The organism is Thalassobacillus devorans MSP14 (assembly GCF_000496835.1).
Classification (GTDB): domain Bacteria; phylum Bacillota; class Bacilli; order Bacillales; family Halobacillaceae; genus Thalassobacillus; species Thalassobacillus devorans_B.
In genome coordinates, this window is the sequence record NZ_KI543236.1 from 1,626,001 (window position 1) to 1,652,547 (window position 26,547).

22 protein-coding genes, 1 other RNA gene and 1 other annotated feature are annotated in these 26,547 nt (G+C 42.4%); of the genes, 4 read left to right on the plus strand and 19 right to left on the minus strand.

What is annotated here, in order from left to right:
• The 7 genes from P855_RS22390 to P855_RS0109290 form a co-directional block, all read right to left on the minus strand.
• Positions 1-177, minus strand: a complete 177-nt coding sequence (locus tag P855_RS22390; RefSeq protein ID WP_093045502.1) for a hypothetical protein — start codon at positions 175-177, stop codon at positions 1-3.
• 158 nt (positions 178-335) lie between these two features.
• Entirely contained in the window at positions 336-2,651 is a 2,316-nt protein-coding gene (locus P855_RS0109265; protein WP_028783307.1) for an ATP-dependent RecD-like DNA helicase, read from the minus strand.
• A 31-nt stretch (positions 2,652-2,682) separates the two neighbouring features.
• Positions 2,683-3,342: a tetratricopeptide repeat protein gene (locus tag P855_RS0109270; RefSeq protein ID WP_028783308.1), complete on the minus strand. Its 660-nt coding sequence runs from the start codon at positions 3,340-3,342 to the stop codon at positions 2,683-2,685.
• Between the two features lie 82 nt (positions 3,343-3,424).
• Positions 3,425-4,537 (minus strand): tRNA 2-thiouridine(34) synthase MnmA, encoded by a 1,113-nt coding sequence (gene mnmA, locus P855_RS0109275; RefSeq protein ID WP_028783309.1) that lies wholly within the window; start codon positions 4,535-4,537, stop codon positions 3,425-3,427.
• A 24-nt stretch (positions 4,538-4,561) separates the two neighbouring features.
• Entirely contained in the window at positions 4,562-5,707 is a 1,146-nt protein-coding gene (locus tag P855_RS0109280; RefSeq protein WP_028783310.1) for a cysteine desulfurase family protein, read from the minus strand.
• A gap of 20 nt (positions 5,708-5,727) precedes the next feature.
• Positions 5,728-6,147, minus strand: a complete 420-nt coding sequence (cymR, locus tag P855_RS0109285; protein WP_028783311.1) for a cysteine metabolism transcriptional regulator CymR — start codon at positions 6,145-6,147, stop codon at positions 5,728-5,730.
• Positions 6,080-6,784, minus strand: coding sequence for a YczE/YyaS/YitT family protein (locus tag P855_RS0109290; RefSeq protein ID WP_028783312.1), 705 nt, complete (start codon positions 6,782-6,784; stop codon positions 6,080-6,082). Before P855_RS0109290 ends, cymR begins: the two co-directional genes overlap by 68 nt.
• A gap of 149 nt (positions 6,785-6,933) precedes the next feature.
• Between P855_RS0109290 and P855_RS0109295 the strand changes: the two genes are divergently transcribed.
• Together P855_RS0109295 and P855_RS0109300 are read left to right on the plus strand one after the other, a co-directional pair.
• The gene (locus P855_RS0109295; protein ID WP_028783313.1) at positions 6,934-8,211 is read left to right on the plus strand and encodes a replication-associated recombination protein A; all 1,278 of its coding nucleotides are present in this window, start codon (positions 6,934-6,936) and stop codon (positions 8,209-8,211) included.
• Positions 8,212-8,321: 110 nt separating this feature from the next.
• Complete coding sequence (locus tag P855_RS0109300) at positions 8,322-8,990, plus strand: RsfA family transcriptional regulator (protein ID WP_028783314.1); 669 nt, start codon at positions 8,322-8,324, stop codon at positions 8,988-8,990.
• 119 nt (positions 8,991-9,109) lie between these two features.
• Here P855_RS0109300 and P855_RS0109305 read toward each other — a convergent pair whose 3' ends face one another.
• The 4 genes from P855_RS0109305 to hisS all read right to left on the minus strand — a co-directional run bounded on the left by P855_RS0109305 (position 9,110) and on the right by hisS (position 13,302).
• A complete protein-coding gene (locus tag P855_RS0109305; protein WP_028783315.1) occupies positions 9,110-9,865 on the minus strand; it encodes a tRNA threonylcarbamoyladenosine dehydratase in 756 nt (251 codons plus the stop codon).
• A gap of 97 nt (positions 9,866-9,962) precedes the next feature.
• Positions 9,963-10,146: non-coding RNA, 6S RNA (gene ssrS / locus P855_RS21800), on the minus strand.
• Positions 10,147-10,249: 103 nt separating this feature from the next.
• Positions 10,250-12,025 (minus strand): aspartate--tRNA ligase, encoded by a 1,776-nt coding sequence (gene aspS, locus P855_RS0109310; protein ID WP_028783316.1) that lies wholly within the window; start codon positions 12,023-12,025, stop codon positions 10,250-10,252.
• A 2-nt stretch (positions 12,026-12,027) separates the two neighbouring features.
• Complete coding sequence (hisS, locus tag P855_RS0109315) at positions 12,028-13,302, minus strand: histidine--tRNA ligase (RefSeq protein ID WP_028783317.1); 1,275 nt, start codon at positions 13,300-13,302, stop codon at positions 12,028-12,030.
• Positions 13,303-13,369: 67 nt separating this feature from the next.
• Positions 13,370-13,593 (minus strand) — a binding site (T-box leader).
• Between the two features lie 173 nt (positions 13,594-13,766).
• On the opposite strand from hisS, the gene P855_RS21515 reads away from it, so the two are divergent.
• A complete protein-coding gene (locus P855_RS21515; protein WP_028783318.1) occupies positions 13,767-15,032 on the plus strand; it encodes an N-acetylmuramoyl-L-alanine amidase in 1,266 nt (421 codons plus the stop codon).
• A 37-nt stretch (positions 15,033-15,069) separates the two neighbouring features.
• Here P855_RS21515 and dtd read toward each other — a convergent pair whose 3' ends face one another.
• The 7 genes from dtd to P855_RS0109355 all read right to left on the minus strand — a co-directional run bounded on the left by dtd (position 15,070) and on the right by P855_RS0109355 (position 24,098).
• Positions 15,070-15,516, minus strand: coding sequence for a D-aminoacyl-tRNA deacylase (dtd, locus tag P855_RS0109325; protein ID WP_028783319.1), 447 nt, complete (start codon positions 15,514-15,516; stop codon positions 15,070-15,072).
• A gap of 14 nt (positions 15,517-15,530) precedes the next feature.
• Positions 15,531-17,732, minus strand: coding sequence for a RelA/SpoT family protein (locus P855_RS0109330; protein ID WP_028783320.1), 2,202 nt, complete (start codon positions 17,730-17,732; stop codon positions 15,531-15,533).
• Between the two features lie 139 nt (positions 17,733-17,871).
• Complete coding sequence (locus P855_RS0109335) at positions 17,872-18,384, minus strand: adenine phosphoribosyltransferase (RefSeq protein WP_028783321.1); 513 nt, start codon at positions 18,382-18,384, stop codon at positions 17,872-17,874.
• Positions 18,374-20,716 carry a single-stranded-DNA-specific exonuclease RecJ gene (gene recJ / locus P855_RS0109340; RefSeq protein ID WP_028783322.1) on the minus strand — a complete coding sequence of 781 codons (2,343 nt, stop codon included), beginning with the start codon at positions 20,714-20,716 and terminating at the stop codon, positions 18,374-18,376. The genes P855_RS0109335 and recJ overlap by 11 nt, the downstream gene beginning before the upstream one ends.
• Positions 20,717-20,782: 66 nt before the next feature.
• Positions 20,783-21,124 (minus strand): LapA family protein, encoded by a 342-nt coding sequence (locus P855_RS20735; RefSeq protein ID WP_051353128.1) that lies wholly within the window; start codon positions 21,122-21,124, stop codon positions 20,783-20,785.
• 166 nt (positions 21,125-21,290) lie between these two features.
• Positions 21,291-23,567, minus strand: a complete 2,277-nt coding sequence (gene secDF, locus P855_RS0109350) for a protein translocase subunit SecDF (protein WP_028783323.1) — start codon at positions 23,565-23,567, stop codon at positions 21,291-21,293.
• A gap of 228 nt (positions 23,568-23,795) precedes the next feature.
• Positions 23,796-24,098, minus strand: a complete 303-nt coding sequence (locus P855_RS0109355; protein WP_028783324.1) for a post-transcriptional regulator — start codon at positions 24,096-24,098, stop codon at positions 23,796-23,798.
• A 130-nt stretch (positions 24,099-24,228) separates the two neighbouring features.
• On the opposite strand from P855_RS0109355, the gene spoVB reads away from it, so the two are divergent.
• Positions 24,229-25,782, plus strand: coding sequence for a stage V sporulation protein B (spoVB, locus tag P855_RS0109360; RefSeq protein WP_028783325.1), 1,554 nt, complete (start codon positions 24,229-24,231; stop codon positions 25,780-25,782).
• Between the two features lie 38 nt (positions 25,783-25,820).
• Here spoVB and P855_RS0109365 read toward each other — a convergent pair whose 3' ends face one another.
• Positions 25,821-26,510 (minus strand): DUF421 domain-containing protein, encoded by a 690-nt coding sequence (locus tag P855_RS0109365; RefSeq protein ID WP_037985746.1) that lies wholly within the window; start codon positions 26,508-26,510, stop codon positions 25,821-25,823.
• Positions 26,511-26,547 lie beyond the last annotated feature (37 nt).

Genomic DNA, 26,547 nt, shown 5'->3' on the forward strand with positions numbered 1-26,547 from the left:
TTACTCTGCTTCCTGAAAGAATAAGTCATTAAGGGAACTGAGGCTGCCATCCTCTTCTATCTGATGGACGTTCATTCTGCCATTTTCATAGGATAATTCAATATAGCAATTCCAGCAATAGTACTGGTTTGTACCAACTTTACCGATATCTTTTCGCTGACAGTTAGGGCAAATCAAGAGAAAAACTCCTTTTTAGCCCCTATCATGTCCCCGAAAAGCTTCAAATATACATAGAAATACTCTTTAGGACCTTAAATTTCGCATACTGGAAACGATTCTTCTATTGGGAGAAAGCCCCTCGGAATAGGGGAAGTGAGCAACTCCTAGTGCGTTTTTCACATAAAGTCATAAGGAGAAACCTCTTCTTCTTCCTCCTCTGAAATGGGTGTAGCACTATTCTCCATCAGTTTTTCTTTCAGATACGTGTATCGCAGATTGGTGTCCTCGGTTTTGACTCCCTCCAAAAATGCTTGTTTATCTCCACAAATAATCAGTGACTGCTTGCTTCTTGTAATGGCAGTATATAAAAGATTTTTACGCAGCATCCTGCGGTAACTGCGAATTACCGGCAGTATCACAATCGAAAATTCCGAGCCTTGCGATTTATGGATAGAAGTGCAATAGGCATGGGTAATATTTGACAAATCTTTCTTAGGATAGACCACTTCTTTTCCATCAAAATCGATGACTACCTGTTCTACTTGATCGACATTTTCATCTTCTCTGAAAATAGCAACAATTTCTCCAATATCCCCGTTATAAACACCGTCCTCTGGCTGGTTGACTAGTTGAATCACTTTATCCCCGGTCCTGTAGACAAGTTCTTTGAACTTAATATCACGCTTTTGTTTACTAGGGGGATTGACTAACAATTGAATCTCTTCATTCAATTTATTGATACCGACCTGTGTTCGATACATGGGAGCAAGCACTTGTATTTCACGCCGTTCAATCCCTTTTTCGATAGCACGCTTCACTATTTGTGTCACTACATCCACCAGTTGATGTTCTCTGGCATCAATAAATGTGAAGTCCCGCTCTTTTTTTAAAGATTGGGAGTTACAATTATCATTTTTAATTTCGTGAGCCAATTGAATAATGCGTGACCCTTCTTTTTGACGGTACACCTCTTGCAGCTGGACAGATGGCAACTGCTCTGATGCCAGGATATCTGTTAATACCTGGCCAGGACCGACGGAAGGAAGCTGGTCTTCATCTCCTACGATCAGTACCAGCATATCTGTCGGTATAGCACGGAACAATTGGTTGGCCAGCCAAATATCCACCATAGAGAATTCGTCTACGATAAGAACTTTCCCTTCCAGCTGATTATTCTGGTTCTTTTCAAAAGAATGTTTACCATCCCACCCAAGCAAGCGGTGAACCGTTCTGGCCGGTAAACCGGTTGATTCGGTCATCCGTTTGGCTGCTCTGCCGGTAGGGGCAGTCAAAATAAACGGAAAAGGTTCATCCTGATCATAATCCTCCGGGTTTAACGATAATTCGTTAAGCTCGGCATACGCCCGGATAATTCCTTTAATGACCGTAGTCTTCCCCGTTCCGGGACCTCCCGTCAAAACCATCACTTTTGACTGTAATGCCTTTTCAATGGCCTGGAATTGATCCTGACCATAACTAAGCGATTCTTCTTCTTCGACAGAACCAATAATCTTCAATAACTCCGCCTGCGTATAATCAGCATCCATTTTTTTAGCCATAATTCGATCTAACTGATGGCAAAATCCATTTTCCGCATGAAAAAGAGAAGGAAGATAAATCCGATCTGACTCGATCCTGACAACCCCTTCCTCACCCATCTGGATCAGTTGATGAGATAGAAACTCAAAAGGGATAGCCTGCTGGCTGCCATTCAAAAGCCGGTCAAGGCTTTCCAATACTTCATGGGTTGGCAGGTAAACATGACCAGTCTGATAGCTTTGTTGAAGAATATACAGACATGCAGCCCGGATTCGTGTCGGATGATCATAAGGCACCTGATTCACTCGTGCTACCTCATCAGCCCGATGAAAACCAAATCCCTCCACGTGGAATACAAGCTGATAAGGATCTTCCTGAAGGATAGAAAGGCTTTCCTCTTTAAACACCTCATAAATTTTTTGAGCCATTTTCAATCCGAAGCCATATTGCGATACATGAATGACTACGTGTTCAAATCCCTGGTGTTCTTTCAATGCATGGTATAAACGGTCAGCCTGTTCTTGCTTCATACCTGGAACATTTTTAAGTACATCTTTATCGTTTAATATAGTGCTGACAGCTTGATTGCCAAGGGTATGATAAATTTTTTCGGCAGTCTTTTTACCGATACCCTGAAATAAATCACTGGATAAGTAGGCGATTAATCCTTCTTTTGATTCAGGCAGTACCCGCCTGTAAAAATCAATTTGATATTGTTTGCCAAATTTAGGATGTTGTTCTATCTTCCCTTGAAATAAATAACTTTCCCCATCTTCTAAAGGCGAAAAATGTCCCTTGATTACAACGTCCTTTTCTTCTATTGGTTCATTCGTATCTTTGATACGGACGGAAGCAATGGAAAAATGTTCGGACTCATTATGAAAGATCATCCGGTTCAGCGTACCTTTAATATAACCTGCCTCAAGCTGCTGCTTATCCTCAATCGTTTCCATTGCTAACCGTCTTCTCCTTTCTTTCCTAGCTTCAGCTGTCTAACATATTCTCTATCTGTTTTTTACCATTAGCCGCCAGCATATGTTCCGGCTGAATTTCCAATGCCTGATTAAACTTGGCAAGCGCCTTGTCCACGTCTTCCTGGTACAATGCAATCACACCAAGGTTATAATAGGCATCACTATGATTTGGTTCTAATTGTAGCACACGATTCATCTGTTGTTCTGCGTGGTCGATATCTTCATTCTGTGCCAGACTAAGTCCATATTGGAATTGTATATCAATATCCTTCTCATCTATCTCAGCTGCTGTCATCAGGTAAGGTAATGCAAGACGGTAATGCTCCTGATGGACGAATGTCATACCCATCATAAAATGGACATCCGCCTCATTCAAGCCTTCTTCAATTGCGCGTAAAAATTGCTCCTGAGCTTTGCTATAGTCCTCTTGTTCGTAAAAGGTGTTGCCTAATCCATAGTAAGCGGTAGCCGCATGGCTGTCTTTTTCTATTGCCCGTTCAAAAAAGCGCTGCGCCCGTTCATAATCTTTCATGTGCAACAATAAATTGCCGAAATTGATATAGCCTAATGGTTCCTCCGGCTGATCTTCAATTGCTTCTGTAAACCATTTAGCGGCTTGCTCTAAATTGTGTTGTTTCATCTCTTCGATCCCTTTAGCTAATTTATCCATGACTTCCCTTCCTTTCTTTCCATGAGAAAAGACCATGCGCACATTCAGCCCTGCATGGTCTTAGTGGGACATTTTCGTACTCTCAACCTACATAAGTTAAAGCCTGCCCGTTCTTAATGACTTCATCGATCGTTGCTCCTCCAAGACAAACGGCTCCATCATAAAAGACAACAGCCTGTCCCGGTGTAATCGCCCTTTGGACCTCGTGAAAAATCACTTTCACTTTATCGTCGTCCAATGACTGAACAGTGACCGGACTGTCCTCCTGGCGATAACGGAATTTTGCAGTACATTCCATCTTTTCAGTTGGAATCCCACCACTGATCCAATTAATTTGACTCGCAATCAGAGCATCTGAATACAAAGCGTCATGATGGAATCCCTGGCCGACATAAAGGATATTCTCTTTCAGGTTTTTCCCAACGACAAACCATGGCTCACCAGCTCCTCCGATACCCAGACCTTGTCGCTGACCAAGTGTATAATACATCAACCCATCATGCTTTCCTTTCACTTCTCCATCAAGTGTCTGCATTTCTCCCGGTTGAGCAGGGAGATATTCACTCAGGAACTCCTTGAAATTGCGTTCACCAATAAAGCAGATACCAGTGCTGTCTTTCTTTGTTGCTGTAGCCAGATCATGCTCTTTGGCAATTTCTCTTACTTTCTTTTTCTCCAGATGACCAAGCGGAAACATCACTCTAGCCAACACATCCTGGGACAGCTGATTCAGAAAATACGTCTGGTCTTTATTATTATCTTTCCCGCGTAACATTTCGAATTGACCGTTGTTTTCTCTTACCTGGGCATAATGGCCGGTTGCCAAATAATCTGCACCTAGAGAAATGGCGTGATCCATAAACGCCTTGAACTTGATTTCCTTATTACACATGACATCAGGGTTTGGAGTTCTTCCTGCTTTATATTCATCTAAAAAGTAGCTGAACACTTTCTCCCAATATTGTTTTTCAAAATTGACTGCATAGTAGGGAATATCCAGCTGATTACACACACGTATGACATCTTCAAAGTCTTCTGTTGCGGTACAAACCCCGTTTTCATCCGTATCATCCCAATTTTTCATAAAGATGCCGACAACATCATACCCTTGTTCTTTTAAAAGCAAAGCAGCTACTGAGGAGTCTACTCCACCGCTCATTCCGATGACGACTCTGGTGTCTTTGGGATCTTTCATATTACTTCACCATCTTTCCTGCTCCTATAATTCATGCAGCCTTTTTATCACCTTACTGATTTTTTGTGCTGCTTCTCTTACATTTTCATCATTGTTTGCCATTCCAAAGCTGAATCGTATGGAATTAATCGTTCTGGCGTCTTCTTTCCCATACATCGCTGAAAGCACATGAGAAGGCTCTACCGACCCTGCCGTACAAGCACTGCCACTCGAAGCAGCTACACCTGCTAAATCAAAGTTAGTTAACATGGTCTCCACATTCATTCCCGGAAAACTCAAGTTAACGATGGTCGGGACCATACTTCCCTGCTCGCCATTGATTGTAAATTCGACCTGTTCTTCTTCTAAAGTCTCCAAAAACAGCTTTTTATATCGATGATAGGCTTCCATCCGGGGCTCTCGTTCTTCCAGCATTACTTGTACAGCCGTTTGCAATCCTTTGACACCTGGAACGTTTTCCGTACCAGGGCGTCGTTTTCTCTCCTGTTCACCGCCATAATGCAAAGTTTGCATGGAAGTCCCCTCTTTTGCATACAGGAAACCTATACCTTTGGGACCGTTGATTTTGTGCCCTGACACAGTTAGCATGTCCACTTTCAGTGTTGCTGTGTTAACATCCATAACTCCATAAGCCTGTACTGCATCTGTATGGAAATAAGCCTGATGGTTTTCTAAAAGCCGGCCAATTTTCTCGATTGGCTGAATCATACCCGTTTCATTATTGACTGTCATTACTGAAACCAGCGTCGTATCCTCTGTCAAAGCTTCTTCCAACTCTTCTATACGAATGATGCCAGCTTTATCCGGATATAAATAAGTGACTCGGAACCCTTCTTTTTCAAGTTGCTCAGCAGCATGGAGAGTTGCATGATGTTCCAGGACCGTAGTAATGATATGATTCCCTTTATCCCTATTAGCACGGGCTGTGCCAAGCAACGCAAGGTTATCCGCTTCCGTGCCACTGCTTGTGAAAATGATTTCTTTTTCATTGGCTCTGATGCTTTTTGCTATCGTCCGACGTGCCTCATCAAGGATTCTCCTCGCTTTTCGGCCAAACTGATGGACACTTGAAGGATTTCCGAACACGTCCTGATAGACAGGCAGCATACTATCCATCACTTTCGGGTCAATAGGTGTTGTGGCTGCGTGATCTAAATATATTGCTTTCATTCCATTCACTTCCATTTTAATTAAATATAAAACATGTAAGCATCCTGCGTCTGATCTTCGACATGGTCTTTCAAGTCCTCAAGCGTCGTCGTATCCAACACTTCTTTTACTGCATCCCTGACTCTTTTCCACAAAGCCTGCTTAGCTGGCTCCTCATCCTCGATCCCTTCAACAGGAGTGATTGGACCTTCTAACACACGAATAACGTCTCCTGCAGTAATCTCATGGGGCGCTTTGGTCAGCATATAGCCTCCATACGCACCCCGGACACTTTTTACTAAACGAGCATTTCTGAGAGGAGCCACCAGCTGCTCCAGGTAATGCTCAGATAGATCCTTTTCTCTGGCAATTTGTTTCAGTGATATCGGTCCTTCACCGTACCTTTTCGCCAGTTCGATCATGATTGTCAGCCCGTAACGGCCTTTTGTAGATATCTTCATTTCTTTCACCTTTCTTCAAGAAAAAGTTAAGTAGTTTTTTTGCCTGGGGAAGGGAATATCCGACCATTGTTCCGAGAAACAATGCGATAAAAACCGTACCGATCCCCACTGGTCCGCCCAGCATCCACCCAAACACCGCTACGATGATTTCATTCCAGTTCCTTACTGTTGAAACTTTCCAGCCTGTCACATCTGTCAGAACCAGCATCAAACCATCCCTCGGTCCAGCTCCCATCCCGGGTGAAACATAAATCCCTATACCATAAGCCATGACTGTAGTTCCTGCTGCAAATACTAATATTTCTGTCCATAGATGTTCGGGTGCTGGTAAAATCCAATTGAAAAAGTCAATAAACACACCGATTAACACCATATTCAATATTGTACCAATTTGCGGCCATTGCTTCATCGCCAGCGAGGTCACAGCTACAATTACCAGCCCGGCAATAATGGACCAGGATCCTACAGTTAAACCAAATTGAACATATAACCCATAATGAAAGACATCCCATGGACCGATACCAAGACCTTTCGCTTGCATGGTTAGTGAGATGCCCAAAGCTAATATGATTAAACCGATCACAAAAAATGACCAGCGTACCACTTGATTATGAATTTTCTGCTGTTGTTGAGGCATGTGCTTCCTCCTAACTTCCAGGCAGCGGAAAAACGACCGCTTCCGCTTTGACTAAACGCTATTATAGCATGAATGTGCGGCTCTTGCATTCTATCTGAAATATGACTACGCTTATCAGAAGAAAGATGAAGAATAAAGGGGATAATAAAATGAAACAAAAGCCGCTTGCTTTACGGATGCGACCTACTAATATTGATGAAATCATCGGGCAGAAGCATCTCGTTTCTGAAGGGAAAACGATCAGGAGAATGGTACAAGCCAACCGTTTGGCTTCTATGATCCTCTTCGGTCCGCCGGGAACCGGTAAAACATCAATGGCAATGGCTCTTGCAAAAAGTCTTAGTCTGCCTTACAAATTATTGAATGCTGTGACCGATAAGAAAAAAGACATGGAAATTGCAGTCGAAGAAGCAAAAATGCATGGCCGGATGGTTTTGATCTTAGATGAGGTCCATCGCTTAGATAAAGGAAAACAGGACTTCCTGCTTCCCCACCTGGAGAACAATTTGCTGACACTGATTGGCTGTACTACAAGTAATCCATATCATTCCATCAATCCAGCAATTAGAAGCCGCTGTCACTTATTCGAGCTTTACCGCTTGAACAAAAATGACATCAAAGAGGCTTTATCGCGTGCTATTGCAGATGATAAAGAGGGATTGGCTGAGCTGGAACTCGATGTCTCGCAAAAAGCAATGGATCACTTTGCACAGGCTGCCAACGGCGACCTTCGTTCAGCACTTAACGGGCTAGAGTTAGCCGCCTATTCCACCCCTGCAGATCAAAAGGGTCTCATTCATATCGATCTTGAGTCTGCAGAAGAGTGTGTGCAGAAAAAAAGTTTCACACATGACAAAGATGGTGATGCCCACTATGACGTTCTGTCAGCCTTCCAAAAGTCTATAAGGGGAAGCGATGTGAATGCCTCGCTGCACTATTTAGGCCGCCTCATCGAAGCTGGAGACCTTGACAGTATTGCCCGAAGATTAGTCGTAATCGCTTATGAAGATATTGGCCTGGCAAACCCCCAAGCCGGCCCACGCGCAATTGCTGCAGTAGAAGCTGCTGAACGGCTTGGCTTTCCTGAAGCGCGCATCCCGCTTGCTGTAGCAGTGTCAGAGTTAGCCTTATCTCCAAAGTCGAATACAGCCTATAAAGCTTTGGATGAAGCATTAAGTGACATTAGAAGTGGTAGAAGCGGCGAGGTTCCAAAACATTTAAAAGATGCCCATTACCAGGGAGCCCAGGAACTAGGCAGAGGGATAGAATATAAATACCCTCATAATTATGATAATGCCTGGGTAGATCAGCAATACCTCCCTGATACTATCAAGGATAAGAAGTACTATAAACCGAAAAGTACAGGTAAGTTTGAGCAAGCCATGAAACAAATCTATGATAAAATCAATCAGCAAAAAAGTAACTAATTTTTGCTATATTGGTATAAATCCTTTTCTTAGTGGTCACAATAGGCATAAAAATAACAAACTAGTTTTTAAAAATACTAGAAAGCCTATTAAGAAGAGGAGTGATTGGTATGACAAAAGTCAGACAGGATGCATGGTCTCATGAAGATGATTTATTGTTAGCTGAAACTGTACTTAGGCATATTCGGGAAGGCAGTACCCAATTGAAAGCTTTTGATGAAGTGGGTGATGCCTTGAATCGTACGTCTGCTGCTTGCGGATTCCGTTGGAACGCAGAAGTCCGGCAAAAGTACGATCAGGCGATTGAAATTGCTAAAAAGCAAAGAAAAGAAAAGAAACGCGCAGAAGCCATTGAACAGCCAAAACGAGCTGCTAAAGCACCTGTGCCTTATAGTGGAGAACAAAGCTCCCCTAATGAGGAGCATTCAGCTAACTTCACGGATCAACCTTCCGAACCGGCTTTTTCTCAGATGAATCTAAGGGATGTTATCAATTATTTACGTAGTTTGCAGACGGATATGGACAGCTCTGCCAACCATCGTAACAAACTGGAAAAAGTAACTGCGGAGAACCAGCAACTGAAAGAAGAAAAAAATAAATTGGAAAAGAAATACGCCCAACTGCAACGTCAACTGGTAACAATGCAAGATGACTATCAAGCGCTGATTCAAATTATGGACCGGGCTAGAAAGATGATTGTATTCGACGAAGAAGGCGATTTCGCAAAACCGCAATTCCGTATGGAACGAAACGGCAACCTGGAACAAGTTGCAAAATAAAAACAAAAGCGCAAGCGCCTTGCTCACCCCCGACAAGCTTAAGCCAAGCCTCGGTGTCACAAAGAAAATTTTATCAGAGAGCACAAAAAGCAGGAAGCGAATATGTCGCTTCCTGCTTTTTAATTACGATCGATATCAATTGGTTTCAGGATTTCATTCACAACATGGCTGGCCATAATCAAGCCTGCAACAGACGGTACAAATGCATTGGAAGAAGGAGGCATTTCCGCTTTCCTCGTTCCAGGGTTCTCAGGGGCAACCTCTTTTCTAACTTCTTCTTTGATCTTAATCGGCTTTTCCTGGGAATAAACGACTGGAATTCCTTTTTTAATACCAGCTTCCCGTAATTTTTTTCGAATCACTTTTGCGATAGGGTCATAACTCGTCTTGAAAATATCATCAATTTGAAATTTAGCAGGATCTGTCTTATTGGCTGCCCCCATACTGGAGATGATCGGAATATCACGCGCGATACATTCTTTAATAAGGTGTACTTTATAAATGATCGTATCACTGGCATCTACGATGAAATCAGGGTGATATTCAAATAGCGTTTCATAAGTTTCTTCCGTATAAAACATGTTCAAAGTGACTACTTCACAATCTAGATTGATATCTTTAATACGTTCTTTCATCAGGTCTGCTTTAGGCTGCCCGATAGTAGAGAGCAGCGCTGGCAATTGACGGTTTATATTTGTAATATCTACAACATCTTTGTCGATCAGTATCAGTTTACCTATTCCGGTTCGTGCTAATGCCTCGACGCTGAAGGAGCCGACTCCTCCTATCCCTAAGACAGCTACTGTGGAATTTTTGAGTAGTTCTAACCCTTCTTTTCCGATAGCCAGTTCATTTCGTGAAAATTGATGCAGCATATGAATGAGCCGCTCCTTTCTATATCCTTATCAACTTTAAACTTTCTGAAAGTAAAAACACCTTAAGGTTTCCCTTAAGGTGTGCAGTTATGTAAGTTCCAATCCCAATTGTGCCGTTGTTTCATGAGTTTTGAACCCGCTCCTAGCAGGTGGGTGCCCTGTTCCATGCTTCATGCGTCCTCATCGTAACGAGGCCTGCACTCCACATGGAAACACCAGGCTCCCTGTACATAAATGTTCGGTCAAAACGTACATTCGAACAACGTACACATCAGGATTGGTACCTTTACTTTGTAATCAAATAATAGCATACGAACTCTCAAATTTCAATAAGTTTACTATAACGATTCCGTAATTATTTGTTACAAAAAGATTTCCTTCCTCTTATTGCTTGCTTTCCTTTTTAGCAGTGGTCTGTAAGTACAATTCCTCTAATTGCGCTTCGCTGACCTCCCCGGGCGCTTCGGTCAACAAGCAGGATGCAGACGCTGTTTTAGGAAATAGAATCGTATCCCGAAGGTTGTTTCGCCCTGCCAAAAGCATTACGATCCGGTCCAGCCCTAGAGCGATTCCGCCATGGGGCGGCGTTCCATATTCAAGAGCTTCAAGCAGGAATCCGAATTGTTCCTCAGCCTCTTCTTTGGAAAAGCCAAGAACTTCAAACATACGATCCTGCATTTCTTTATTGTAAATACGCAGGGATCCTCCTCCCAATTCATACCCGTTCAATACTAGATCATAAGCCTGGGCATGAACTTTACCCGGGTCAGTTTCCAATAGGTTTACTTCATCCGGCTCTGGCATCGTGAAAGGGTGGTGGGCTGCAAAATAACGTCCTGCATCTTCGTCATATTCAAGCAATGGCCAATCTGTCACCCATAAGAAATTGAATTTAGATTCATCAATCAGTTCGAGCTGTTTACCCAGCTTCAGACGTAAAGCACCTAAACCTTCCTGGACCACTGTTACTTTATCAGCAACAAACAGGATCAAGTCACCTGGTTCTGCTTCTAATGCATTACCAAGCCCTATCAGTTCATCTTCACCGAAGAATTTAGCTATTGGACCATTCCATTGTGCTTCATCCACCTTCATCCAGGCTAACCCTTTGGCACCATATCCTTTGACAAACTCTGTCAGCTTATCAATATCTTTTCGGGAGAAGGCATTCGCCTGCCCTTTCACATTGATAGCACTTACCTGGCCTCCAGAGGAAACTGCTCCACTGAATACCTGGAAACCGGAATCTTTCACTACTTCAGAAACATTCACCAATTCCATGCCGAACCGGGTATCCGGTTTATCTGAACCGAAACGTTCCATCGCTTCTTCATAGCGCATCTTCGGGAGTGGTGTTTCCAATTCAATTCCCTTAACCTCTTTCATCACTTGTGCCATCATCCGTTCGGTCATATCTATGATTTCTTCTTTAGACATGAAGGAGGTCTCGATATCAATTTGAGTGAATTCAGGCTGACGATCTGCTCTCAAATCTTCATCACGGAAACAACGGGCAATCTGGTAGTATTTTTCAAAGCCGGACATCATCAGCAATTGTTTGAACAACTGCGGTGATTGCGGCAAAGCGTAAAACTCGCCTGGATGGACACGGCTCGGTACTAGATAATCCCGTGCGCCTTCCGGTGTACTTTTCGTAAGCATCGGCGTTTCCATTTCCAGGTAACCTTCATCATTTAAAAAATTCCGAACCACCTGGTTAGTTTTATGGCGTAATTGGAATGTCTCTTGCATTGGCTTCCTTCTCAAATCCAGATAACGATACTTCAGACGAAGGTCTTCTGCAACATCCGATTCCTCTTCGATCATGAATGGCGGGTTTTTTGCTTTATTAAGGATTTCTATTTTTTCTGCCTGGAGCTCGATCGCGCCTGTTTCGAGATTTTCATTAATGGTACCTTCATCTCTGCCAAGTACTTCCCCGTGTACTTCTAATACATACTCATTCCTGACAGTTTCCGCGATCTTCAAAGCTTCGCTGGAAATTTCAGGATTAAACACCACCTGTACAATACCGGAACGGTCCCTTAAATCGATAAAGATCAATCCGCCCAGGTCCCGTCGTTTTTGTACCCATCCTTTTAACATGACTTTTTTTCCGGTGTCTGATTCACGCAGTTTGCCGCAATGATGTCGTTCCATCCTTAGTTCCCTCCTGCAAGTTCGTTCTTTAAATAAGTGACTAACTCTGTTAGTGGTATTTCTTTTTGTTCACCAGTTTCCATTAATTTAACATTCGCCTGGCCGGCTTCCATCTCGTTTTCACCTAATACAATCACATATTTTGCTTTCAGCCTGTCAGCAGATTTGAACTGCCCCTTGATTTTCCTTCCAAGGTAATCTTTATCTACCTGAACGCCGGCATTCCGCAGTTGATAGGTTAGGCGGACCGCTTCTTTTTCAGCCTGATTTCCGAGAGAAACAAAATAGCAATCGATCCCTTCTTCGACCGGCAATTCGATTCCTTCTGCATCCAGTGCCATTAACAGACGTTCAATACTCAACGCAAATCCGATACCAGGAGTCTCAGGTCCTCCCATTTCTTCAACCAGACCATTATAACGGCCACCGCCGCTCAATGTAGTAATCGCCCCGAAGCCTTCAGCATCACTCATGATTTCAAAGGCGGTATGGTTATAATAATCCAACCCTCGGACAAGGTTTTTATCAACCACGTAAGGAATCTCCATGGCATCTAAATAGGATTTGACTTGCTCAAAATACTCTCTTGATTCCTCGTTCAAATAATCCAATACCGATGGCGCTGTTGCCATTGCCGGATGTTCTCTATCCTTCTTGCAATCAAGCACACGAAGCGGATTCTTATCCAGACGAACCTGACAGTCCTGACATAGTTCCTCCCGATGTGGATCAAAGTGGCCGATCAGTGCTTCACGGTGCTGTTTACGGCTCTCATTATCACCTAAGCTGTTGATGACCAGCTTTAACGATTTCAGCCCAAGCTCCTGGTAGGCCGCCATTGCCAAAGCCATCACCTCAGCATCGATAGCTGGATCAGCGCTTCCCAATGCTTCGATACCGAACTGATAAAATTGTCGCATCCTGCCCTGCTGTGGCCGCTCATAACGGAACATCGGTCCAATGTAGAACAATTTAGTCGGCTGCATTGGCAGTCCAAAAACCTTATGTTCCACAAAAGAGCGTACCACCGATGCAGTTCCTTCTGGTCTCAGGGTTAAACTTCTTCCCCCTCGATCATCAAAGGTATACATTTCTTTTTGCACGATATCTGTGGTGTCTCCAACCCCTCGTTGGAATAGTTCTGTATGTTCAAAAACAGGAGTACGAATCTCCTGATAATTGTATTTTCTGCAAAGCTCGATCAGAGCACTCTCTACATATTGCCATTTTTCAGACGTTCCAGGTAAAATATCCTGCGTCCCTCTTGGTGCCTTCATCACAACATCCTCCTTTATATAATTGTCAGTGACTGGCAATAAAACATAAAAAACTCCCGTCCCTAATAAAAGGGACGGGAGTTACCCGCGTTGCCACCCTGGTTGAAACATACCATTACATGTTTCCTCTCCATACAGTTAACGCCTGTGTACGGCTATGCCTACTATGAGTTCGACACAGCACCTAAAGAATGTCTTTCACCAGGTTATTACACAGAAATGCTTCCAGCCAACAGGCATTTCCTCTCTGTCTGCATATTTCCTGATTACTCTTTCTCTCATCGGTTTTAACGACTCTAATTAAGAATTGATTATTATCATATGACTCTCGAAAGGCAATGTCAAGGTTTTCAACTACTTTTTCTCAATTATTTTTAAAAAAATCATGGAAAAAAAGGGATTTAAAAGAAATTGTCGAAATGATACTATTGAACTCGAATAACTAACAAAAGGAGGTATGACGTTTGGCAAAACAATGGAATAAAGTATTTGCTTTACTTTTCTTACTTTTGTTAAGTGTTGCCGCATTCACTGCCTTGCCGGTGAAAGCGGATAACGCAATCGTTAATATCGATACACTTAACGTAAGAGAAGCTCCTAGTTCCTATACAGAGAAACTGGGACAAATACATAGAGGCGAAGCCTACCCTATCCTCGGTGAAAAGTATGGATGGCTCCAAATCCAATACAAAGGCGGGAAAGCATGGGTAGCGAAATACCTTGTCAACATCCGGGAAAATACCACAGTCCACTCAGATGCAGACTACCTGCGAGTACGCGCAGAGTCTAATACAAACTCCAGGATTCTGGGACACCTGATGAAAGGGCAATCAGTAAAACATCTTGGTACAAGTGGTAACTGGTACAAAATCAAGAGTGAGTATGGCACAGGCTGGATTCACAGTGATTATGCCAGCCCGGGCGGCACCAGCCAAAGCTCCAGTCAACCTGTTCAGACAAGTACCGGAGGAGCAAGCCTCCAAACATTGACACTCCTTTATGATGGAACAAATATCCGCAGTGGTCCATCTACCAGCCATAAGATCCTCGGAAGAGCACATAAAGGCGATGACTTCCAGGTGATCAGTAAAGACGGTGAATGGTATAAAATAAAATATGGTGCAGGTACTGCATATGTAGCAGGCTGGATTGTGACACTAAATAACCGCAGTAATAGTAATTCAAGCAGCGGTCTGCAAGGAAAAGTCGTTGTGATTGACCCCGGCCACGGGGGCCGTGATCCAGGAGCAATCGGGTTAAGCGGCACTTATGAAAAAAATGTAACCCTTTCAACAGCTTTGCATGTTAAAGAAAAGCTTCAGGCTGCAGGAGCAAAAGTTATCATGACACGCAGCAACGATCGCTATATTTCTCTATCAAACAGGGTATCTGTTTCTCACTCATCTCATGCAGATGTTTTCCTGAGTCTGCACTACAATAGTTTCCCGACCTATTCGGGGGCCAAAGGAATAGAAACCTTTTATCACAGCAGCCAGGATATGACCCTTGCAAAGCTGGTGCAGCAAGGAATGATCCGTTCTACAGGAGCAGTCAATCGAGGTGCAAAAGCAAACAGTTTCCATGTAATTCGTGAAAACAATAATCCGTCACTATTGCTGGAACTTGGGTATTTATCAAACGTTGTGGAAGAAAAGATGGTTAAAACGTCTAACTATCAACGTAAATTAAGTACTGGAATCGTCAATGGACTCATCGATTATTTTAATTAATAGTAAAAAGGATGGCCTTATGCGGCCATCCTTTTTACTACTTATCTTTACTATCTATGATTAATGTGACAGGTCCTGCATTATGCAATTGAACGTCCATCATCGCACCGAATACTCCTGTTTCCACAGGGACACCTTCTTCTTTTACCAGGTTATTAAAAACTTCATACAGTTCTTCCGCTTTATCAGGTTTTGCAGCTGACATGAAATTAGGACGGCGCCCTTTCCGACAATCCCCATAAAGCGTGAACTGGGAGATGGACAGTACTTTTCCATGAACATCTTTTAAACTTAAGTTCATTTTATCCTGATCATCTTCAAAGATACGTAAATTGGTAATCTTATTAGCCAAGTATTTAGCATCGTCGACTGTATCGTCGTGAGTGACTCCTACCAATACTACCAGACCGGAATCAATGGCACCAGTAGTCTTACCTTCTACTGTAACTGAGGCATTTTTGGTACGTTGGATGACTGCTCTCATAATATCGGAACTCCTTATTGCATCATTCTTCTTACAGTATATACTTCAGGAATTTGTTTAATCCGCTCTACTATTTTTCTTAAATGATTGATATTCTGGATCAAAATCGTAATATTGATGGTAGCCATTTTGTTTCGGTCTGACTTACCTGAAACAGCTGTAATATTTGTTTTCGTTTCATTAACGGCCTGCAATACCTCATTGACAAGCCCTCGCCTGTCATATCCGGAGATCTCCAGGTCTACATGGTACTGCTTGGAATCCGAGCCACTGCCTTCCCATTCCACTGGTAATAAACGGCTTTGGGCATCTTCAGTTTGGACATTCGGGCAATCCGAACGGTGTACAGAAACGCCTCGGCCTTTTGTTATATATCCAACGATATCATCACCCGGTACCGGGTTGCAGCACTTAGACAATCGTACAAGCAGGTTGTCGACACCTTTCACCCTGACGCCGGAATCCCGTTTACCCGAAGGTTTTGCTTTCACTTCATTCTTTACTTCTTCGAGTGTCTCTTCGAGATTTTGTTCCTGTTCTTTCTGACGTCTTATTTTTTCAGTCAGGCGTGTGGCTATTTGAGCAGCAGTTATTCCCTGATATCCGACCGCAGCGAACATATCCTCTTCATTACTAAAATTGAATTTTTCAGCAACACGATCGAGATTTTCCTGCGTGAGAACTTCCTTAGGAGGCAGGTCCATGTTCTTGATCTCTTTTTCGACAAGTTCTTTCCCTTTTAGGATGTTCTCTTCCCTACGCTGTTTCTTGAAGAATTGTTTGATTTTACTTTTAGCCTGGGAGGTTTGTGCAAGCTTTATCCAATCCTTCGAAGGGCCATACGAATGCTTGGAGGTCATCATTTCTACAATGTCGCCTGTCTTCAGTTCATAATCAAGCGGCTCCATCTTTCCATTGATTTTTGCACCAATCGTATGATTTCCTACTTCTGTATGGATCCGGTAGGCGAAATCTACCGGGACAGACCCGGACGGAAGTTCAATGACATCGCCCTTTGGTGTGAAGACATACACCATGTCAGAAAAAAGATCCACCTTCAAGGATTCCATGAACTCCTCTGCATCATGGGTTTCATTTTGCCACTCCAAAATCTCACGGAACCAGGTCAGTTTTTCTTCGAATGATTGTTTCGTCTGGTTGAATTGCCCGCCTTCTTTATAGGCCCAATGAGCTGCAATCCCGTATTCAGCTATTTCATGCATCTCCTGAGTCCGTATCTGCACTTCCAGTGGATCGCCTTTTGGACCTATGACCGTTGTATGAAGAGACTGATATAAGTTCGGCTTCGGCATAGCAATATAATCTTTGAACCTCCCCGGCATAGGTTTCCAGCACGTGTGGATGATGCCGAGCACAGCATAGCAGTCTTTGATGCTATCGACTATAACCCGGACAGCAAGAAGATCATAGATTTCATTGAACTGTTTGTTTTGGAGCACCATTTTACGATAAATACTGTATAAATGCTTCGGACGTCCCGAAATATCTGCTTTGATGTTCACTTCTTCCATTCGATCTTCTATCTCTTTCATGACATCTTCTATATAGAATTCGCGTTCGTTCCTTTTTTGTTTCATTAGGTGTACAATGCGATAATATTGTTGCGGGTTCAAATATCGCAATGCGGTATCCTCGAGCTCCCACTTGATTGTAGAAATACCAAGTCTGTGAGCCAGTGGCGCGAAAATCTCCAACGTCTCATTAGATATTCTACGCTGTTTTTCTGGAGGAAGGTGCTTCAATGTCCGCATATTGTGGAGTCGATCAGCAAGCTTGATCAGAATCACACGAATATCTTTCGCCATAGCGACGAACATTTTACGGTGATTTTCTGCTTGTTGGGCCTCTTTCGATTTATACTTGATTTTTCCAAGTTTGGTGACGCCATCCACCAGCATGGCCACTTCCTTATTGAACGTCTCCTCTATCTCTTCAATAGAAACTTCGGTATCTTCTACGACATCATGCAGAAAACCACCAGCGATGGTCTCTGGATCCATTTCCAAATTGACAAGTATCCCTGCAACCTGGATAGGATGAATGATATATGGTTCTCCAGACTTACGAAATTGATCCTTATGTGCCTGCTCCGCAAATTCATAAGCGCGTCGAATAAAACCGGCATCTTCTATCGTCAAATACCGGCTTGCTTCTTCAATCACTTCTTCTGCGCTTAAAATTTTGTCTTTCGACATCTAATCACCTTGGTTTCTATACATACTTGTTTAATTATAATTATTGGTTGTATTTCATTATCAAAAAAAGATAGATAAATGTAAAGAAAAAAATATAATTATAAACAAAGAGTACCCATAAGAGGGCACTCTAATAACGTTAGTATTGCATCAGTGTCAACACATCGTGTCCTTCAAGCTTATCTCTTCCGTGCAAATAGGTCAATTCAATCAGGAAAGCACAGCCTGCAACGACACCACCTAGTTCTTCCACCAGTTTAATGGTTGCTTCAATTGTTCCTCCGGTAGCTAATAAGTCGTCAGTAATCAGCACTCTCTGACCAGGTTTAATTGCATCCTTGTGTAGCGTAAGTACATTTTTGCCGTATTCTAAACCGTAGTCCACTTTAATGGTCTCCCTTGGCAATTTCCCTTCTTTACGCACAGGGGCAAAGCCTACTTCCAATGCATAAGAAACAGGACAGCCGACAATGAAGCCCCGGGCTTCTGGCCCCACAATCAGGTCTATATCCAATGATTTAGCATACTCTACGATTTCGTCAATAGCAGATTTGAATGCCTTTCCATTATCCATTAAAGGTGTGATATCCTTGAACCGTACTCCTTCTTTTGGCCAATCTTCTACAATAGCGATATGTTGTTTATAATCCATGTGTTACTTCCTCCTTAACGGCCAAGTCCACTTGCTCCATATATTGATCGAACCATGATTTCAGTTCTTGATAATTGGAATAGTAAAGTTTCTTCTCGACTTGTAATCTCCGTTGTTTTAACTGATACGTATCCGAATCATTCAAATCCTTCTTTGACGGAGAAGGATGGAGTGAAATCAGTCCATTCTCTATTTTAACAAAATCCAACTCAAAAAACACCTGCGAGATGAATTTCAATGTATCCTGATTCCACCCTTTATATGAAGCGAGCTTAGCTGCTCCGTTTTTCAAATCAAATGACTTATGTTTCATCAGCATTCCATAAAACCATTTAAAATCATCCCGAGTCGGGAGCTTATCAAAAAATGCGCTATCGTCAATTCGATAGCAAGCATATATTTTTTGAGGCTGGGTTATTTTTATTATTTCCCCCAGCTCTTCTAATCTGGATGGCAGATCCAATAGCACGAGTCCTGCAATCTGCCCTTTACCGGTGTTCAGAATTGAATTTTTATCTGCAACATTCAAACCTGAAGGTGCCCGGCTGCTTCCCTCAAAAGAAAGGGCGACATGATCTTCCAGATTGCTTCCGGATAGTTTCTTTTCAATATATTTAGAGCCTCTATAGTCAAACAGCTGCCACTCAGCAATACGGAGGTCTTTGATCATGATTTGTAATTTTTTTCGACCATTCCATTCATTGATACCCAATTCCCCTACGGCTTCTAGATTAGAATACGGGGAAATATCACTATATAAATCCCCCATTCCAAAAGCAATTCCATCGAGTTGGGTGCCAGACTTATGGAATTGGAATTTCAAATGATTCTGCTTACTCCCGATTTGGCGAATTTCCTTTGGAGTATGATCGATATGGAAAAGCGGTTTAGGGTTTCCCATGCCAAATGGACTGAGTTTCCCGATTTCCTCGATTTGTTGTAACGACAAATCTGCAATGTCAATAGTATTTTCAACATCCACGTTCTGGGTAAAATCATCCGGCGTCAGTTGTTCTTCCGCTAATCGATTCAATTCATGCCGCAGTTCTCTAATATTTTCTATTTTCAAGGTCATTCCAGCAGCCTGTGCATGTCCACCGAAATGTTTGAATAACGGTCTCACCTTCATACAATTGACAAATAAATCAAACGCATCAATACTTCTGGCTGATCCTTTAGCCTCTCCTGTTTCTTCATCAATTCCAAGTACAATCGCCGGGCGATCGAAACGGCCAACCAGTTTGGATGCGACTATTCCCAGTACACCTGGATTCCATCCTTTGTTAGCCACGACAATTACAGATCGATTATCACCTGATTCATCGCTTTCCAGCATTTTCTCGGCCTCATCTGCTATATCTGCAACAATCTTTTGCCGCTCTTTATTCAGTTGATCGATCAATTTTGCTAATTCCTCTGCCTGCTTATAATCTTTAGTCAACAGCAATTCAACCGCTGGAGCAGCATCTTGCAGACGACCTACCGCATTGATTCTCGGTCCAATCGTAAAACCGATTGTCTCTTCGGTAAAGTCCCCTTCAATTCCACACATTTTTTTTAATGCCTGGATGCCAGGTCGCTGCGATTGGGATATAGCTTTTAACCCAAAGGACGCAAGCACCCGGTTTTCGTCCTGAAGCGGAACAAGATCAGCAATAGTCCCAATTACCACGAGATCCAACAGTTCTTTCGGCAATCTGCCGAGGAGAGCCTGCGCAAATTTAAAAGCCACCCCTACACCTGCAAGCTCCTGAAAAGGGTAAGAGGTGGAAGCTTTAGGGTGAATGATTGCATAGGCATCAGGTAATTGTTCCTGTACCTCGTGGTGATCGGTGATGATGAGATCGATTCCCAGCTCTTTTGCAACCTCTGCTTCATGTACGGCAGCAATTCCGGTATCGACAGTGATGATGACATCCATACCGTTTTCCTTCGCGCTACGGAACGCTGATTCATTTGGTCCATACCCTTCCGTGAAACGATTCGGAATATAAAAATCACATGACGCACCTGCTTCGCGCAAGGCTTCTACCATGACAGACGTAGCACTGACCCCATCAGCATCGTAATCCCCGAATACTAAGATATTTTCATTCCGCTCAATAGCAAGCCGAACACGCTCCGTCGCTTCTCTCATCCCTTCCATTAAAAATGGATCATGCAGGTGTTCCAATGAAGGGAACAAAAAACGCTTGGCGGTTTCGTATTCTGTAATATTTCTTTGCCACAATAATTTTCTTGTAAGCGGTGAAATTTCCAATTCTTCTAAAAAAACTTCTGTGTCTACATTATCGTTATATGTAAAGTTCCATTTCATTTTACTTTTTAACATACGTTCACCCCTGACCCACTTATTATACTAGAGGGAATCAGGGGTAGCAAATAGCTGAAAGATATTTTATTCTGAAGAATGATCGGAAGTTTCAGAGGTGTCCGTACGGATGCGGGCTGCTGGTTTATCATTATTTTCGTTAATGTGGGTTGCAGATTGTGATTCCTTACTTGCCTGTTTGCTTCGAAGCTTTTTAACTTCGCGCTGCAGCCGGTACACCCGGACTGCGCCAAGAGTCGCAGTTACAATCCCACCCATAAGAACAGATATTAAAATAACAAGAATCAATGGTGCTTCCCCAGAACCGAATAAATAATTAACTTCTACCGGATCTACATTGATTACTGCAAACACTGCTATCAATAACGCAAAAATAAGTGCTAAAATCCAATAATATTGTCCTTTCATATTTCTCCACCTTTCCAGGTTAATTACTTTACTCTATTTATTACCTTAAACTATTTCCCACAAACGTATAGGACAGAAAAACCATGTTTATAGAAACTCCCTGCATTTCATAAAAGAAAGGCTGACTCATTGGTGGATGAGCCAGCCTTTCTTTAAGGTTTCTTTATTAAACTTGTGGTCCGCCTGTATTTTTCTTTTTTACGAAGCTAAGCGGTTTTTCTTTAATATTCTTTCCACGCAATACCAGCCATAACTGAGCGGCAATGAACAAGGATGAATACGTACCAGCGATTAAGCCAACCACTAATGCAAACGCGAAGTTAGTGATGGATGTTGCCCCGAAGAACAATAACATAAGCGCCGCGAAAACAACTGTAAGTACAGTATTGATACTTCTCGCCATTGTTTGCATTAAACTTTTATTAACGATTTTTGCAAGCTGGGAGAATGATTTGACTCGTTTTTCCCGCTTTACATTTTCTCTGATCCGGTCAAATGTGACAATCGTGTCATTGACGGAATAACCGACAATTGTCAGTATCGCCGCAATAATCGTAATATCGAATTCTAACCTGGTGATACTGAACAATGCAAGGATAAAAAAGGCATCATGGAGCAATGCAATGATTGCTGTCAAAGCAAAATAAATCTCAAATCTTATCGTTACATAGATAATGATGCCGATTGACGCATAAAGCACAGCAAGGGCTGCATTCTTAGCAAGTTCCTGACCCACTATCGGTGATACTGTACTTACATTCGGTTCATTGCCATATTTTTCACTATAGTAGGATTTAATGTCAGCGATTTTATCTTTTCCTAACACAGTATCAAATCTGACATCGGCGATTTCCCTATTATCTCCGGATAGTACTACCTTTTTAGGGCTTACATCAAATTCCTCTTCAAACGTTTCTTCCACTTGCTCGGATGTTATATTCCCATCAGATAAAATTGAAACCCTGGAACCGCTGGTAAAGTCGATTCCTAAATTCAAACGCATGATCGCAAGCGACAAAATACCGGCAACCACCAATATGATAGAAAGGGTAAAGAAACGTTTACGAACACTGACAAAATCGAACTTTCGTTTCAAGAATGTGGCTTCTACTTCTTCCCCATCTTCTATATTGACGATTTCCTCGTTTTTCACTCCAAACCAGCCTGGGCGTTTATCAAGAAGGCGGCTTTTCACCCATAACCCTAAGAAAAGCCGGCTGCCATATACAGCCGTTACAAAGCTGACCAGGATACTCACAATCAGCATCGTTGCAAAACCTTTGACCGAACTTGTACCAAAGCTGAATAAGACAATTGCAGCTATCAATGTCGTTATATTGGCATCAAAAATAGTCGATAAAGAGTGCTGATTACCTGCCCGGAAAGCAGCTAAAACAGACTTACCAGACTTCAATTCCTCTTTGATTCGTTCATAAGTGATGATATTGGCATCAACGGCCATACCAACCCCAAGAATCAAGGCGGCTATTCCAGGTAAGGTCAGGACACCATTCATCCATTCAAAAACCAAAAGAATAAGGTAAATATATACACTTAACGTAAGAGTGGCAATAACCCCAGGAAAACGGTAATAAATCATCATGTAGATGAAGATCATTGCAATTCCGATAAAGCCAGCATAAATGGTCTTACTCATCGCCTGTTCCCCAAACTGGGCACCTACAGACGTAGAATACATTTCCTCCAGGTTTACGGGGAGAGATCCAGCATTCAGAATCTCAGCAAGACGCTTGGCTTCTTCAACTGTAAAGTCTCCAGTTATCTGGATGTTTTTGCTACGGATCGGACCATTAGAGAAACCAGGTGCGGAAATATACTTTGGATCTTTTTTTCCATACTCTTCAGCAAAAGATGTCTCTTTATCATAATCCATCCAAATAACCATGACATCATCAGGATAGGGGGTACTTGGATCTTCTGGTATACTGCTGATCTTTTTAGAAACTTTATAAAATTTATCCGGATCCTTCACTTCAAGTGTGACGATCGGGGAATTGGTTTGTGAAAAGGATTGAGCTGCACTTCCCTCCACCAAATCAGAACCATTCATGTATTCCTTACCCTCTGCGTCACGGAAGGATAATTGAGCGGTAGTTGACAACAACTCACGTGCTTCGGATTGATCTTCTACACCCGCAAGCTGTACCCGGATACGATTAGGCTTCTCAATGTCTATGTTTGTTTCACTGATACCAAGGACATTGACCCGCTCTTCTAAAGAACGAACGGTGGATTCTAATACCTTTTCGTTCACTTCCTGTCCCTCATTCAGGGGCTCTACCTTATATAAGATTTCAAATCCGCCTTGCAGATCTAATCCAAGTTTGATATCTTTCGTAATTCCTGTGATCGTGGTACCAATTGTTCCTGCCAGTAACAAAATAACAAGAAAAAAGGCTACGATACGGCCTCTTTTAACCATATTCAATTGCTCCTCCTTTATCTTACCAACGCATGATGATAGCCAAACGAAACATATGAATTTATGTACATAGACATAAATAGGGTACCAGGACAGCCTTGTCACTTAAATGGAAAGTCGGGGAAGTTGTCAGGGCTTTCCTCGTACCAAATGATTAGATTACTGAATTTTTTCAATAGAACTATTATAAAAACCTTCTCTGGTGTATGTCAATAAAAGGTCTGTCTGTCACTCTTTGTCATGGGAAGACTCTTCATGCTTTACCAGTGCTGAAATAGACTTATTCAAGTCATCTCCCTGGTAAGCCTGAACGGTCAGATAACTTATGTATAAAGCGGTATTCAAATGCAATATGTCCTGAACGACTTCATAAAGGTGTTTCTCCGGGTTTCCTTTCCATACTTTCTCCGTCATACATCTCCATATATCTTCCGGGGAAGATCCCGAATAACCCATTAGCTTAAATTCCATTGCCTTACTTTCCAATACAGCAAATATTTCCGGTTTCCACATGCTGGTTGTTTTTAACATCGTTCCCTTCGCCCCTCCTACCAGCTAAAGGCTGGCTTGCATATAAATAATGTCATGCTTGGACACCTCTTTCGCATATACATTCATTGTATATGAATTTAATCACTTTGAGAAGGCAGGTCGTTATTCTATGACCAAGCAAACATTTCTACAGGGGACCCTGATATTAATAGCAGCGGGAATGATCACCCGTTTTTTAGGCTTTATTAATCGTATTGTTGTAGCACGTGTAATGGGGGAAGAAGGGGTCGGCTTATATATGATGGCACTGCCTACTCTATTCCTTGCGATTACACTCACACAATTCGGCCTGCCTGTGGCTATTTCCAAACGCGTAGCAGAGGCTGAAGCAGATGGCGATTTAAGTAAAATCAAACGTATTCTTGTAGTATCCCTATCAATAACTGGTGGGTTGAGCATTATTTTTACCATTTTGATGGTTCTCTTAGCTCCTTGGGTAGCTAATCACTTACTGACGGACTCCCGTACAGTGGTTCCATTACTTGTTATCAGTCCTATCGTTCCTATCATTGCTATTTCTTCCGTCCTTCGCGGCTATTTTCAAGGAAGACAGAATATGAAGCCACAAGCTTTTTCCATGGTCATCGAACAGATCGTCCGAATAATTTCTGTCGCTTTCTTCACTAACCTTTTACTGCCGTATGGGATTGAATATGCTGCCGCAGGTGCTATGGCATCCGTCATCCTTGGAGAGTTGGCATCTCTGTTATTCATGCTCCGAATGTTTTCTATAAAAAAACGTTTCAAAGTTAGAAAAAAGTTTTTATCCCACCTCCAATCGGGCGGTAAAACATTGCACGAATTGTTGTCTATTGCCATACCTACCACGGGGAGCAGATTGATTGGTTCATTCTCATTCTTCCTTGAACCTATCTTAGTAGCCCAAAGCCTGGCTTTGGCAGGGGTCCAGACTGCTCTAGCCACTAAACAATATGGGGAATTGGCAGGTTATATTCTTCCACTCTTAATGCTGCCTACCTTTATTACCCATTCTTTATCTGTAGCTTTAGTACCTTCGATCAGTGAAGCAGGTGCCAAAAATAATACAAAACTGATTCACTATCGGATACATCAATCTATACGCCTTTCATTCGCTTCCGGAGGACTTGCTACTATCTTATTGACAAGTTTCGCTGCTACTATCCTGCAACTAATGTATGGTACAAGCAATGCTGCCTTTATGCTTGCCCTGATGGCCCCATTCTTTCTGTTACTCTATATACAGGCCCCACTGCAGGCGGCTTTACAGGCTTTGGACCTGGCAAAGCCTGCCATGTGGAATAGCTTGATCGGAGCTGTAGTAAAATTCGGCGTGATGGTCGGACTGGCCTCCCAGCCAGCCTTCGGCATTCGTGGAGTGGCTATTTCTATAGTGGTGGGTGTACTGGTTGTGACGTTTTTGCATCTCGCTGCTCTTATGCAATCCATCAGCTTTCGAATCCCTTTTGGAGATCTCGCTAAAATGATAGTGTTGATTGGGGTTACCTGGTGGATCGGTTCTGAATTGAAGGCTTTATTAGCTTATAATGTCGGTGAAATTTCACAATTTACCATCATCAGCATAACTTTGACCTGCCTGTATATCATCCTTTTATTCCTATTAAAATTTCTTACCAAAGATGAATTGAAACAAATTCCTTTCCTTCAGAAAATCATCAAATAAACAGACAAAGCCCCTCCGGAATGTACCGGGGGGCTTTGTTACTCGTACTCGTTTTTGTGATCGATAAATAGTTCTCCTTGTTCATCAAGGGAGCAGAAGGAAATATCTTTTTCAGAATCATAACCTTTTTTCTTCAGTTCGTTCAGAAGCCAGCTTTTATTTTTTTTCACGCGTTTGAGGGAATCATATTGTATTTTTCCATCTGCAATCAAAGTTGCAGAATATCCCGTGGAATGGTCAGAGTCATCTTCATCCTTTTGAAGGACTGAAAGCTTACCGTTAGGTTCCAAAATAGCGTAATCTACATCCTGGATACTAAATATGTCCTTTTCCCGAAGTTGAATGAGTAAATCATTAAAGTTATAGCGCTGCTTTTTCATCTCATACTCATCGACTTTTCCATGTTTGATAATAAAGGCAGGTGTGCCATCAAACCATTCTCGAAAGTTCTGACTCTTTAAGGAAAGTAAAGCGGAAAACCGTTGAATGAGTAGTAAGAGAGTCATTGGAATCAGGGCATGAACTAAAGACTTATCCGGTTCCTCTATTGAAAATACCGCAATTTCGGCAAGCATGACAAACACCACTAAATCTAATACACTTAACTCCCCGATCTCCCTTTTCCCCATCATTCTCAGAATTACTAAGATCAGTATATATGTAAGCAGCGTTCGAAATAATATTGTCCATACCTGAATATCCACTTCAATTCCACTCCCGCTGTCCATCTAGGTGTCACTTGTTACTTTAACCAAAAAGGCTTGT